The following is a 12,371-nucleotide window of genomic DNA, read 5'->3' on the forward strand; positions in this document are numbered from 1 at the left end:
TGAGCGGGAGCGAGATTGGTGAACGCGTAGCGGTTCAGGGCACGTAGTTGAACGTGTCCGGATCGGGTCCGCGTCGCTTGTTCTTGTTGAGGCCGTCGATGGCGGCCATGTCGTCGCCGGTCAGCTCGAAGTCGAAGATGTCGAAGTTCTCCTCGACGCGCGACCGGGTGACCGACTTGGGGAAGATGATGTCGCCACGCTGGATGTGCCAACGTAGTGTCACCTGGGCGGTCGACTTGCCCTTCTCCTCGGCGATCTTCTTCAACACCGGGTCGTCGAGGACGTCGCCCTGTGCAATCGGCGACCACGCTTCGGTCGCGATGCCGTGATCGGCGTTGAACGCGCGCAGTTCGTCCTGCGTCAGGTACGGATGAACCTCGATCTGGTTGACCGCGGGCACGATCTCCGTCTCGGCGAAGAGTCGCTCGAGGTGGTGCTTCTGGAAATTGGATACGCCGATCGCGCGCGCCTTGCCGTCGGCGTAGATCTTCTCCATGGCCTTCCATGTGTCGACGAAATCGCCGACCTCTGGCAGCGGCCAGTGGATCAGGAACAGATCGACGGCGTCGACGCCCAGATCGGCCAACGTCTGATCTGTCGCCTTGATCGCATCGTCGTAGTCGTGGTGGTTGTTGTTCAGTTTGCTGGTGATGAACACCTGATCGCGTGGGACGTCCGATCCGTTCACGCCCTCGCCGACCTGCTTCTCGTTTCCGTACATCTCGGCGGTGTCGATGTGGCGGTAGCCGACGTCGAGCGCAGTGCGCACGGCGTCGACGGTCTTCTCCGGCTCGATCTGGAACACGCCGAATCCGAGCTGGGGAATCTGGACCCCGTTGTTGAGGGTGATGAGTGGCACTGTCATGAAACACCTTTCACTTCGTTGGGATCGATCCCGGGGCCGTCAGGACGCGCGGTCTGCATCCGCGAGCGGGATCGGGGTGTGGCTCAGCAGGAACAACCAGCGCGGCTACTCCCATGGGTGCCGGTTCAGGGCAACAGTACGAACTTGCCGCGGGGATGCGAGGTCAGGAGATCCTTGAGTGCTTGTCCCGCTCGATCCAGGGGATAGGTCGCCGCGATGTCGGTGACCAGAGCTCCCGAGGCGGCGTCGGCGATCAGTCCGTCGACGGCGGCCGCCCGGTTCTCCTTGCTCTGGGGAGTGCTGCCGTTGACCAGGACGATGCCGTCCTCGCCACGTCCGAACGCTGCGATGCTCACGATGCGCGCGCGATCGGCGACGAGTTCGAGCGACACGTCGATCGCCTCGTCCGTGCCCACGGTGTCGATCGCCGCGGTGACACCGTCGGGCGCCGCGGCACGGACCCGGTCGAGCAGGCCGTCGCCGTACGCCACCGGGGTGGCGCCGAGTTCACGCAGGTACTCGTGGTTGGCAGGTGAGGCGGTGGCGACCACGGTCGCGCCGATTCTGAGTGCGAGCTGGACCGCGATCGACCCGACGGCACCCGCGCCCCCATGGATCAGGACGGTCTCGTCCGGCGTGATCGCGGCGGTGGCCACCACGTCGGCTGCCGTCACTCCCACGAGGAGAAGTCCTGCGCCGTGCTCGGCGTCGAGCCCTGCGGGTCGGGAATGGACGGAGGTGAGATCGACGACGACGTGATCGGCGAACGCGCCGGGTGCCGGATAGACGATGACCTCGTCGCCGGGAGTGAAGGTGGTCGGCGGGGTGTCGCCGGTCGAACTGCCGACCGCACGGACGACACCCGCGAGTTCATGTCCGATGGGCAGGGGCAGCTTCGATGTGTCGCTGCCCATGGCTCCGGAGACGGTCTTCGCATCGATCGGGTTGACCCCGATCGCGGTCACGTCGATGACCGCCTGGCCGGTGTCGGGGAGGGGAAGTTCGGCCTTCACGATCTCCACCACGGAGGTGGGATCACCGTATGCGGTTGCCACGGCTTGCCGCGCGGTGACGGCAGCCGACTCGATGTCGAGGGTGTTCTCGTTGGTCGGTGTCTTCGCTGAGCCAGTGTTCGAGGAGTCTGTGTTCGTTGCATCGGCCATATCTGGTTCAAGGCGCAGTCGCTGCGGTGCTATTCCGATCCGAAGGTCACCGTCCGGTGTCGATCGCGCTAACTCCGACGAACAGGCAGACCTCGAGCCCGCCACTCGCGGCGTGAGTGACACGACACTCATCACCCGGCTCCGCTCAGCGTCGAAACCATGCCTCCGCGGTGTCACTCACGGCTTTCTCGATGCGGAGCCTCGACGTCTCGGCGAGGTTCGCGGGTAGGTCATCGGGCGCGAACCACGCGACCTCGGTGTTCTCGTCGTCGGCCGCGCGTGGTGTTCCGGCGACGTGGCGGACCAGGAAGCACACGTCGAGGTAGCGAGTCTGATCACCGTTGGGGTAGGTGACCATCGGAGTGACGTCGACGCTGGTCAGCCGTACCACCTCGGCGTCGACGGCGGTCTCCTCGGCGATCTCGCGAACGATGGCACGCGCAGGCTCCTCGCCGGGCTCGAGCACGCCCGAGACGACCGCCCATTCCGCGGTGTCGGCGCGATGGGTGAGCAGGATGCGTCCGTGATCGTCACGGACCACGCCACTCACACCGGAGAGCCACAGCGGCGCGTGCCCTACGTGGGAACGCAGGTCTGTGATGAATTCGGGGATGGGCATGGCGACCATCTTGCCGTGGTGGTGACACTCCGAGCACGTCGACGTGTCCGCGCCGACGACGGGCGCGTCGCAACGTCGGCCGAGTCTGACCGTGATCTCCTGCGCCGAGCGCATGGCAGGATCGGTCACGGGCCGGATGCGCAGGCGAAAGGTGGTAGGCGATGCGTGGTAGAGGTGTTTTCGTGGCGTTGGTCGCGATCGGACTGATCGGGATCGTGTGGGCGATCGTCGACGTCATCGATCGCGGCTGGTCGAGTGTTCCCGGTAGCACATGGGTGTGTGCAGCGCTCGGTCTCGTACTCGTCGCCTTCGCGCTGTATCGCGAATTCGGCGGACAGCCGCTGGTCACCGTCAACGACGAGAACATCGCAGAGGAGTACGAGGCGCAGAAGCGCGCAGACGGGTTACCGGCCAATTGGATGGTCAAACCCGGCTATTCGGACGCGCAGAGCGATGCCGCCCTGGGGCGCGACGACACACCGCCGACGTAGGCCCCTCCGCTCGTCGACGACGGACGCGTGCGACACGGTGCGGGGTCAACGCCCGTGTGCGGCGAATCTGTCGGTGGGCGGTGCTTCACTGTCATGTGCGCCGCATTGAGCCACTGAACATGCGCGCGGCGCCGTGTGTCGCGGATGAACGGCGCACAGCGCATCCGATCGCCGAGACGAGGCCTGGCCGCATGAACGATCCCACCCCACACGATGTGTCCCATTGCCCATCCGCCGAGTCCGCTTGGGCAGCCGCCAGAGAGTGGTTGGTCACCGAGCTACGGGTGATGCCATCAGCGGCCGTGCTCGACCTCGGACCCGCTGGACACGACGCCGCCGCCGATGCCGACGCCGACGTGGAATGTGCGCAGATACATGTCCTGCAGGGCAACGTTTACCTGGTGCGACTCTCGACAGGGCTGATGGGGCGCCCCCGGTTGGCCGGCTACTCGGTGCCTCGGTCGGCCCGACACCGATGGCACCTCGACGACAGTTTCGACGACTGCACTCACGGCTACCTCACCAGTGATTCCGCCGAGCTCATCGCAGATGTGTGCATCGGCTGGTTCCGGGATCGATGCGCCTGGCCCTCTCCCGACTCGATGGGATGGAGCTACACCGCGCCGCAGCCGGCTCGGGGATGCCCCTGATCTTTCCCCCAACTGCCCGCCGAACGGGTGCTTTCCGTACCGCACACGCGCAAGGTGGAGTCATGACCACTTCATACGACAGCACCGGCACATCATCGAACAACAACGGCAACGGCTCGGGAATGGGCTTCTGGAAGGTCCTCGGCATCGTTGTCATAGCGCTGATCGCGCTCGCACTTCTCGGTCCGATCCTCAAGGGACTCTTCTGGATCGGACTTGTCGTTCTCGCGATCTACGGCGGTTACACGCTCTTCCGGTCGTCACGGTCCTCGAAGTCGGACCGAGGCTCCACGGGTTTCTGATTTCACTCAAGCGCTCACCCGTGAATTCGCCAGTGAGACAGACTGATTCAGATCATCGAATTCGACGGCGGCGCGTGGTGGGCAACCAGTGCGTGAGATGGTCACCGGGATTGTGACGTGCGTACCATTGTCCGGTGTCCGTTGACAGCGATGCCGTACCGGTGACCCGGCTTCTCGTGCAGACCGGCACGGATGCCCAGAACCCGGATGCCCAGAGCCCGGATGCCCAGAGCCCGGCCGCCCCGAACCGGGATGCGTTGCATCCGAGTGGCCCCGATGCGATCGAGCCGACCGAGTCGGTCGCTCCGGTGGGCAACGCGGGACCGGCCGATATCAGGGCCGCGGTCGACATCGGCGCCTGCACGGGCGAGATCGACACGCGTACGGGTGAGTTCTTCACCCGGATGAACAGTCGAGCCCGCCCGTCTGCGGCCGGGACAGCGCGCCTCGCCGAGGAGTTCCCTCACCGGACCCGAGATACGCGCGCGGCGCATCGTCGACGATCAACCGAGTCGGTCGTGTCCGCCCCGGGAACGACGATCCCGATACTCGAGAGGCTCACTCGAATGGCGGTGTCGGCACATCGCGTCACCGATCCGATGTCGGTGCCCGGCGAGATCACCATCGACCTCGACGACTCCTGGCAGGCCGCGCAGTCACCCGGTTGCCTGCGCCTCTTCGTTTCGGCACACGGCAGTGAGGGCACGATCGCGATCGTGCTCACCCGATTCATCGTCGACCATCACACAGATCTCCCCGCACTACTCGACCATGCGCCCGTCGAGGCGCGTGCGCTACCTGACTGGGTCGAGGACGACGTGGTCACCACCCCGCGCGGCTTCCGCACAGAGGGGGCCTCGCTGCAGACCGGGACCTATCTGGACACGGGGGAGCGAAGGTTCTGTGCGCTGAGGTATGAGGTGTTCGCGCGCGGAAACGTCGCATACCTGGTGCACACGACGGGTCTCGTGCCGCTGCGCGCGGGCAGGGAATTCTGCCGTGAGATGGTCACAGCGGTCAGCAGTGTGCGGCTGGATGACTGACGGTCGGTCGGGTGACTCGGGCAGCCGGTCGAGCACACTCACGCGCGGGAGCAACGAGGGGGAAGAGCAATGGTGAGTCGCGGCGATCGCGTCGTCGACCTGGAGGCGGTTCTCGCCGCCGAGGCCGAGTTCGTCGACGACCCCGGCGACCAGGGCTGGCTGACCGCGTCGGCTGCGGGTGAACAGATCTACGTCCGGATGGGCGACTTCCCCGACGAGGACCTGTGGTCGCTCTGGCTCGGCGACGGCCGGTGGATGGAGTTCACCGTGCCGCCCGCGCGGTGGGACCTGCGGGTTCGCGCCGCGCGGTGGTCGGCCGACGCGCGAGAGCGGCTCCCCAAAAACGAATTCCACGACTGAGGCCACTTCCACGACTGGGACCACACCGCCCCGAGCGCCTTCGGTGTCGGCGGCTCGGGGCGGTGTCGGAGCGATCAGTCGTCAGGAACGGCGCGACGAGTCCGGGGTGACCAGCTCGCCGGGCATCTCACTGGCGTCGGCGGCGACGGCAGCAAGTTCCTCACCGAGCGACTCGGCGGGCGTCGCCGATGTGCTCGGCTCCCCGTCAACCGACTCGACCTTCATCTTCTTGCTACCGGTGAACAGCGACGCGATGGCGCCGATCACGCAGCAGATCAACGCGAACGTGAACGCAGCGGTCAGGCCGTCGGAGAACGGGTCGCTGATCAGGTGCGGGAAGAAGTCGAGTCCGGTGAGGTGATCGACACTGGACTGCGGAAGTGACTGCAGCGCCTGGCCGCCGACCTCCTTGATCGGGTTGTACCCGAGGAACGCGGCGAACAGGATGCCGACCGTCGGCAGGTGAGCGATACCGTTCGCAGCCTCCGACGGCATACCGTTCGCAGTGAGGCCGCTGTACATGGCGGTCGGCAGATGCTGGCTCAGCCCGGCGATCATCAGGGAGAAGAACAGGCCGATCGACAACACCATCGCTGCGTTCTGGAACGTGGTCATCATGCCGGCACCCGACCCTCGAGAGGTGATGGGCAGGCTGTTCATGACCTCTGCGCGGTTCGGCGAGGCGAACAGGCCCATGCCGACGCCGTTGATCAGCAGGATCAGTGCGAACACCCAGTAGTCGAAGTCGACGGGGATCGCGATGAGTGCGGCGAAGGTGCCCGCGGTGATGAGCATGCCGAGCGTGGTGAACCACTTGGTGCCCAGCTTGTCACTCAGTGCGCCGGAGATCGGGGCGCTGAGCAGGAAGCCGATCGTCATCGGCACCATGTAGATGCCGGCCCACAGCGGCGTACGGCTGTAGTCGTAACCGTGCTGCGGCAGCCAGATGCCCTGCAACCAGATGATGAGCAGGAACTGCAGACCACCACGGCCGATGGAGCCCATCAGGTTGGCGAGGTTGCCGAATGCGAACGAGCGATTGCGGAACAGTGAGAGCTCGAAGAGCGGGCTGGCGACCTTTGTCTCGATCAGCACGAACAGCGCGAGGACTATGACACCGCCGATGAGACCTGCGAGCACCCACGGATTGGTCCATCCCATGTTCGAGGTTCCGTACGGCTGGATGCCGTAGGTGATGGCGACGAGGATTGCAACGAGGCCCACCGCGAAGGTGATGTTGCCCCACCAGTCCATCTTGGAGTGCTTGCGCACACCGGTGTCACGGAGTTTCAGGTAGGCCCAGATGGTTCCGACGACCCCGAACGGCACCGAGACGAGGAAGATGTAGTGCCACTGGATGGGCGCGAGCAGGCCGCCGACGAGCAGGCCGAGGAACGAGCCTGCGATCGCGGCGACACCGTTGATACCCATGGCCAGTCCGCGCTGATTCGGCGGGAACGCGTCGGTGAGGATGGCCGACGAGTTGGCCATGAGGAACGCGCCGCCGACACCTTGGATGATGCGCCAGAAGATCAGCCAGATCGCTGCTTCGCTGCCGTCGAACCAGGTGATCGCCAGCAGGATCGACGAGACGGTGAAAATGGCGAAGCCCATGTTGTACATCCGGGCGCGACCGAACATGTCACCGAGTCGTCCGAAGCTCACCACCAGAACGGCGGTGACGACGAGGAACCCCATCATCATCCACAGCAGGTAGCTGGTGTTCTCGGGCAGGAGGGGATTGAGGTTGATGCCCTTGAAGATGTCGGGCAGGGCGATGAGCACGATCGACGAGTTGATCGTGGCGATGAGCATGCCGAGTGTCGTGTTCGACAGCGCGATCCACTTGTAGTGCGGATCGTGGGTGGGTGCGGGCGTCGGCCGTGCGGAGTCGGCGGACCCGGCGTCGTTAACCGCAGTGGTCATGGAAGTCCTTCTACGAGATCGGAAGTGCTGGGAGAGGGCGATGCAGGGGTGATCCGGTCAGGTCGATATCTCTTCTGCGAGGGCATCGGCCAGATCTTCGATCGCGGCGTGTACGCGCCGCTGTTGCTGCGAGTCCATGCGGTCCATTGCTGCGCGGAGCAACTGGGCCTTCTTGGAGCGGGCATAAGTGATGACATCGGCTCCCTCCGGCGTCGCCACCAGAAGTCGCGCACGCCGGTCATCGGGGTCAGGTGTCCTCGTGACGTACCCGAGATGCTCGAGTCCGGCCACGAGACGTGACACTGTCGGGAGCGCGACCGCCTCGCGTTCGGCGAGTGCCGACATCCGCAGCGGTCCGTGGGCGTTGATCGTCCAGAGCGCCGACGCGGTTCCCACGCTCAGGTTGTTGTCTGTTCCCGAGGTGCGGAGTGCACGGGTGACCCGCACCAGATGGTGATGCAGCACCGCCACATCGCTGGTGTCTACGGCTTCCGCGTCGACGGTGTCGTCGGCGAGCGAAGCGGAGTTGGGCACGATCATCACCTTCTTCGTGGAATTCCGGGGGCGAATGTCTCGACGTCGAGAACTGCTGGTCGAAAGACCAACACGCAATGAATATAGTTGCTTGATGCTAAGTAATCGAATCGTAAACTCTGCAAAGAAGATCCGGTGACCGGTTTCGCCTGCATTCCGTGAGAGCGGTGCCGCGTGCACCTGCGGTGGGTGGAGCGTCGGTACGTTGGATGGAGTGCGGCGTTTGTCGAGACGAATCCATCGACTCGGCGAATCCTGACGGATCCATTCATCGACGAATCGAGGGCTCTCATGACACAGGTGATCATCATCGGCGGACACGGGAAGATCGCACTGAGGCTGGCCAAGATCTTGCACAGTCGGGGCGACGAGGTCACTTCGCTCATCCGAAATGACGCGCAATCCGACGACGTCACCGCGACCGGTGCGCAACCACTCGTCGCCGATGTCGAGAAACTCGACACCGCGGGCCTTGCGTCCGTGCTCGCCGGCCAGGATGTCGTCGTGTGGTCCGCGGGTGCCGGTGGTGGGGACCCGAAGCGCACCTACGCCGTCGACCGCGATGCCGCCATCCGTTCGATGGATGCGGCGCAGTCGGCAGGCGTCGACCGCTACATCATGGTGTCGTACTTCGGTGCTGGTCCCGATCACGGTGTCCCGGAGGACGATCCGTTCTACGCGTACGCGGAATCGAAGGCGGAGGCTGACGAGTACCTCAAGAAGACCGACCTCGAGTGGACGATCCTGGGACCGAGCGCGCTCACCGATGACCCGGGTACGGGCCGCATCGACGTCACACACAAGGGTGACTGGAAGAAGGGGAACACGAGCCGTGACAACGTCGCCGAGGTTGCTGCGGACGTGATCTCCGAGCCGTCGACGATCGGCGCGTTCATCGAATTCAATGACGGATCGACCCCCATCGCCGAGGCCATCAAGCCTGCGTGATCGGGGCTTCACGGTGACAGGCGTCGAATCACGCCATCGCCGTGACATCGTGAGGTGGCTCCGACGATCCGCCGAAGGTGTCGCCCACTACTCGACGTGACGGGTGTCGCCGTCATCCCTCGGTGCGTGTGGTGCGCTCACGGACACAGCGCCACCGGATGGGCTGGACACTCACAACCAGGGCCGCTGCGTCGCTGTCCGCAATAAGCTCACCCCGACACACTGATCAAGGGGGAGCTGTTGGCACGCAGGGTATTTCGCAAATGTCCGATTCGTTTCACCCGTGCGTCCGCGATGGTGTCCGGTCTGGTCGTCGCGGTCGTGTGTGCGGTCGCGGCGACCGCCCCGCCCGCGAGTGCGGCGAGCGGTTCCGCCGACCCGGTGGGATCAGGACCGGTGCAGTCCGACTTCCGTGCGGCCGCGAGGTATCCACACCCCGAGGCGATTCCGCCCGGGGCCGACGACTGGGCGTGTAAGCCGTCGAAGGCCCACCCTCGACCGGTCGTGCTGGTGCATGGCACCTGGGAGTCGGCGTATCAGACGTGGGCCGGCTTCGCGCCGGTGCTCGCGCGTCACGGATATTGTGTGTTCGCACCGGAACTCGGCATTCTGCCCACCTCGGCCGGGGGTGGTGTCCCCGCACTGCAGTCCGGTGGCGAATACGGCGCGGGCCACGTCGACGAGTCGGCCGCCCAACTGGGCGCTTTCGTCGAGCGCGTGCTGCGGGTCACCGGTGCGAGGCAGGTCGATCTGGTGGGGCACTCGCAGGGCGGCGTCATCGCACGGGCGTATCTGAGGTTCCACGGTGGAGCCGATGCGTCGAATCCCCTGGGCAACAAGGTGTCACGCGTGGTGACGATGGCCGCGACCAACCACGGCACGACGATGGACGGGCTCGTCGATCTCGAGCACGACATGCGCGCGGAAGGTGTCGACATCGGGCCACAGGTCGCTGCGGCGTCGGGTCCTGCCGGCGCCGATCAGCAGCAGGGGTCGGAGTTCATCACGCGACTCAACAGCGGCGGGGACACCATGCCGGGACTCGACTACACCGTGCTCACCACGACATACGACGAGGTCTCCACCCCGTACACCGCGAGCTTTCTGACCGCCGGCCCCGGCGCACACGTCGACAACATCGTCATCCAGGACGGCTGCCCGGCAGATCACACCGAACACACCGACTTCACGTACTCACCGCGAGCGCAGTCACTCGCGCTGCGCGGACTCGGGGCGCAGCTACCCCCGGTATGCATCGCGCGGTGAGGTGACGGCTGCGACCATTACGCGAGTCCACCACCCGAGTCCGGTCCCGCCGACCCGCGGCAGTTGTGATCACGGTGATTGTTGGTCTGGGCAGCCTCGCGTGAGCTGCGTAGCGTCGATCAACCGTGACCGTGCCATCAACGAGCTCGACCGCCACAAGCATCGGTTCTGCGACGGCTGCGGGTGGCGGCACGTCACTCGACACGCGAGGCGTCGACTCCGAGAGCGACGCCGAACGGCGTCGACGACTGCGAACCGTCGCTCTGGCAAGCCTGCTGGGTACGACGGTCGAGTGGTATGACTTCTTCCTCTACGCCACCGCAGCGAGTCTCGTCTTCAGCACGGTGTTCTTCCCGCACCAGAGCGGGTTCGTCGGCACACTGCTCACGTTCGCGACGTTCGCCGTGTGGTTCGTGGTGCGTCCGATCGGCGGGGTCGTGTTCGGCCATATCGGCGACCGGATCGGCCGGAAGAAGACCCTCGCGCTGACGATGGTCATGATGGGGCTCGCCACCGCAGCCATGGGTGCGGTGCCGACTGCCGCGCAGGTCGGCGTACTCGCACCGATCCTGCTTCTCCTGCTGCGCATCGTGCAGGGGTTCGCGCTCTGCGGCGAGTGGGCGGGTGCGGTGCTGCTCGCCGTCGAACACAGCCCGCGCGGGCGTCGCGGTTTCTTCGGTTCGATCCCGCAGATCGGCCTCGCTCTCGGCCTCGCCCTGGGTACGGCGATCTTCGCGTTGCTTCAGGTGGTCTTCGACGACGATGCGTTCCTCGCCTACGGCTGGCGTATCGCCTTCCTCGGCAGCATCGTGCTCGTGGTCATCGGCTTCGTCGTGCGTCTCAGGGTCGACGAGACCCCGGCGTTCCGGGAGGTGGACGAGCTGTCGCAGAAGTCGTCGGCTCCGTTGAAGGAGGTTGTCCGGCAACCGTATACACGCAACACGGTGCTCGGCCTGCTCGCCCGGTGGGGCGAGGGTTCGGCGTTCAACACCTGGGGCGTATTCGCGATCGCCTATGCGACCACGCAACTCGGCCTGCCCAAGGTGTCTGTCCTGATCTCGGTGACCATCGCCTCGGCGGTGATGGCGCTTCTGCTGCCCGTGTCGGGTCTGCTCACAGACAGGTTCGGCCCCCGACGGGTCTATCTCGCGGGAATGGTCGCCTACGCGGTCGCGGTGTACCCGGTGTTCGTGCTCTTCGGGACCTCAGATCTCGTCTGGTTCACGGTGGGACTCGCGGTGGTCTTCGGTGTGGTCCATGCGCTGTTCTACGGCGCGCAGGGCACGCTGTTCGCGAGCCTGTACCCGACGCCGGTGCGCTACACGGGGCTGTCGGTGGTCTACCAGTTCTCCGGCATCTACGCGTCGGGGCTCACTCCGCTGATCCTGACCGCACTCCTCGGGGTGTCGGGCGGCACACCCTGGTTGGCTGCGGGCTACCTGGTCCTGACCGGTGTCATCAGCGCAGCCGCGACGTCGTTGATCCGGCGTCGCGACCAGTTCTTCTGAGTCACCCCGGAACTCGGCTAGAGGGCCGCGAGCACCGCCGACGAGTCGACGGGCAGTGAGAACATCGGGTAGTCGAACGTGATGGCGTTCTCGTGCTCGGCCGGTGACGTCGCCGCGGTGCAGTCGGTCAGTGTGATGACCCGGTAGCCGTTCTCGTAGCCCGACCGCATCGTCGACTCGACGCAGCAGTTGGTGAGGAATCCGCCCAGGATGATCGTGTCGATTCCCTTGCTGCGCAAGATGAAATCGATGTTGGTGCTCGCGAACGTGTCGAGGCCGCGCTTGCCCTCGATGAGGATGTCTCCTTCGGTCGGGGTGAGGTCGTCGACGATGGCAGCACCCCAGGTTCCCTTCACGAAGGCATTGCCGTCGACGACGCCCTTGAGGATTCCGTAGGGGTGCCGGGTCAGTTCCCCGTAGCCGGGGGCGAAGGTGATCGGCGCGTGCATGATGGTGACGCCGGCGGCACGTGCCTTGTCGACCAGGGTGACGGTATTGGCCAGCATCCCCGTCGAATCCATGACCTCGGCGACGGCATCGTGCAGGACACCACCGTCGGTGGTGAACTCGTTCTGGAACTCGATGAGCACCAGAGCAGTGGTTGTGGGATCGAGTGTCAGTGCGTCGTCGGACATGGGTACTCCCAGCAGGCGGTGATCGGGGTCACAAGAATTCAACTGCGCGACGGCCCGCCGC

The 12,371-nt window shown here is 65.3% G+C and carries 14 protein-coding genes; 8 read left to right on the plus strand and 6 right to left on the minus strand.

From position 1 onward, the window contains the following. Window positions 1-34: 34 nt before the first annotated feature. From LK459_RS16750 to LK459_RS16760, 3 genes are all read right to left on the minus strand, one after another. A complete protein-coding gene (locus tag LK459_RS16750; protein WP_227919675.1) occupies window positions 35-865 on the minus strand; it encodes an aldo/keto reductase in 831 nt (276 codons plus the stop codon). A 125-nt stretch (window positions 866-990) separates the two neighbouring features. Then, window positions 991-2,028 (minus strand): NADP-dependent oxidoreductase, encoded by a 1,038-nt coding sequence (locus LK459_RS16755; protein ID WP_227919676.1) that lies wholly within the window; start codon window positions 2,026-2,028, stop codon window positions 991-993. Between the two features lie 145 nt (window positions 2,029-2,173). After that, window positions 2,174-2,647 carry an NUDIX hydrolase gene (locus tag LK459_RS16760; RefSeq protein WP_227923822.1) on the minus strand — a complete coding sequence of 158 codons (474 nt, stop codon included), beginning with the start codon at window positions 2,645-2,647 and terminating at the stop codon, window positions 2,174-2,176. Between the two features lie 182 nt (window positions 2,648-2,829). Between LK459_RS16760 and LK459_RS16765 the strand changes: the two genes are divergently transcribed. The 5 genes from LK459_RS16765 (at window position 2,830) to LK459_RS16785 (ending at window position 5,493) form a co-directional block, all read left to right on the plus strand. Further along, window positions 2,830-3,138: a hypothetical protein gene (locus LK459_RS16765; RefSeq protein ID WP_227919677.1), complete on the plus strand. Its 309-nt coding sequence runs from the start codon at window positions 2,830-2,832 to the stop codon at window positions 3,136-3,138. 287 nt (window positions 3,139-3,425) lie between these two features. Further along, entirely contained in the window at window positions 3,426-3,788 is a 363-nt protein-coding gene (locus LK459_RS16770) for a hypothetical protein (protein ID WP_227919679.1), read from the plus strand. Between the two features lie 62 nt (window positions 3,789-3,850). Beyond that, the gene (locus LK459_RS16775) at window positions 3,851-4,090 is read left to right on the plus strand and encodes a hypothetical protein (RefSeq protein ID WP_227919681.1); all 240 of its coding nucleotides are present in this window, start codon (window positions 3,851-3,853) and stop codon (window positions 4,088-4,090) included. 134 nt (window positions 4,091-4,224) lie between these two features. Next, entirely contained in the window at window positions 4,225-5,133 is a 909-nt protein-coding gene (locus LK459_RS16780) for an LpqN/LpqT family lipoprotein (RefSeq protein ID WP_227919682.1), read from the plus strand. Between the two features lie 69 nt (window positions 5,134-5,202). Next, complete coding sequence (locus LK459_RS16785) at window positions 5,203-5,493, plus strand: hypothetical protein (RefSeq protein WP_227919683.1); 291 nt, start codon at window positions 5,203-5,205, stop codon at window positions 5,491-5,493. A gap of 81 nt (window positions 5,494-5,574) precedes the next feature. Here the strand turns inward: LK459_RS16785 and LK459_RS16790 are convergent, their stop codons facing one another. Further along, window positions 5,575-7,419, minus strand: a complete 1,845-nt coding sequence (locus LK459_RS16790; protein WP_227919684.1) for an MFS transporter — start codon at window positions 7,417-7,419, stop codon at window positions 5,575-5,577. Window positions 7,420-7,476: 57 nt separating this feature from the next. Then, window positions 7,477-7,959, minus strand: coding sequence for a MarR family winged helix-turn-helix transcriptional regulator (locus tag LK459_RS16795; RefSeq protein ID WP_227919685.1), 483 nt, complete (start codon window positions 7,957-7,959; stop codon window positions 7,477-7,479). Between the two features lie 285 nt (window positions 7,960-8,244). Between LK459_RS16795 and LK459_RS16800 the strand changes: the two genes are divergently transcribed. The 3 genes from LK459_RS16800 (at window position 8,245) to LK459_RS16810 (ending at window position 11,675) form a co-directional block, all read left to right on the plus strand. Beyond that, a complete protein-coding gene (locus LK459_RS16800; RefSeq protein ID WP_227919687.1) occupies window positions 8,245-8,901 on the plus strand; it encodes an SDR family oxidoreductase in 657 nt (218 codons plus the stop codon). Between the two features lie 240 nt (window positions 8,902-9,141). Continuing rightward, window positions 9,142-10,167, plus strand: coding sequence for an esterase/lipase family protein (locus LK459_RS16805; RefSeq protein WP_227919688.1), 1,026 nt, complete (start codon window positions 9,142-9,144; stop codon window positions 10,165-10,167). Window positions 10,168-10,328: 161 nt separating this feature from the next. Next, window positions 10,329-11,675 carry an MFS transporter gene (locus tag LK459_RS16810; protein ID WP_227923824.1) on the plus strand — a complete coding sequence of 449 codons (1,347 nt, stop codon included), beginning with the start codon at window positions 10,329-10,331 and terminating at the stop codon, window positions 11,673-11,675. A 17-nt stretch (window positions 11,676-11,692) separates the two neighbouring features. Here the strand turns inward: LK459_RS16810 and LK459_RS16815 are convergent, their stop codons facing one another. Further along, window positions 11,693-12,310, minus strand: coding sequence for a cysteine hydrolase (locus tag LK459_RS16815; RefSeq protein WP_007239969.1), 618 nt, complete (start codon window positions 12,308-12,310; stop codon window positions 11,693-11,695). Window positions 12,311-12,371: the final 61 nt, after the last annotated feature.

Source organism: Gordonia otitidis (assembly GCF_020735545.1).
GTDB lineage: Bacteria > Actinomycetota > Actinomycetes > Mycobacteriales > Mycobacteriaceae > Gordonia > Gordonia otitidis.

What these genes read in the sequence shown, in the direction of transcription:
- LK459_RS16750 (WP_227919675.1), bottom strand. Translation starts at nt 865, where the DNA reads ATGACAGTGCCACTCATCACCCTCAACAACGGGGTCCAGATTCCCCAG.
- LK459_RS16755 (WP_227919676.1), bottom strand. Translation starts at nt 2,028, where the DNA reads ATGGCCGATGCAACGAACACAGACTCCTCGAACACTGGCTCAGCGAAG.
- LK459_RS16760 (WP_227923822.1), bottom strand. Translation starts at nt 2,647, where the DNA reads ATGCCCATCCCCGAATTCATCACAGACCTGCGTTCCCACGTAGGGCAC.
- LK459_RS16770 (WP_227919679.1), top strand. Translation starts at nt 3,426, where the DNA reads ATGCCATCAGCGGCCGTGCTCGACCTCGGACCCGCTGGACACGACGCC.
- LK459_RS16775 (WP_227919681.1), top strand. Translation starts at nt 3,851, where the DNA reads ATGACCACTTCATACGACAGCACCGGCACATCATCGAACAACAACGGC.
- LK459_RS16785 (WP_227919683.1), top strand. Translation starts at nt 5,203, where the DNA reads ATGGTGAGTCGCGGCGATCGCGTCGTCGACCTGGAGGCGGTTCTCGCC.
- LK459_RS16790 (WP_227919684.1), bottom strand. Translation starts at nt 7,419, where the DNA reads ATGACCACTGCGGTTAACGACGCCGGGTCCGCCGACTCCGCACGGCCG.
- LK459_RS16795 (WP_227919685.1), bottom strand. Translation starts at nt 7,959, where the DNA reads ATGATCGTGCCCAACTCCGCTTCGCTCGCCGACGACACCGTCGACGCG.
- LK459_RS16800 (WP_227919687.1), top strand. Translation starts at nt 8,245, where the DNA reads ATGACACAGGTGATCATCATCGGCGGACACGGGAAGATCGCACTGAGG.
- LK459_RS16815 (WP_007239969.1), bottom strand. Translation starts at nt 12,310, where the DNA reads ATGTCCGACGACGCACTGACACTCGATCCCACAACCACTGCTCTGGTG.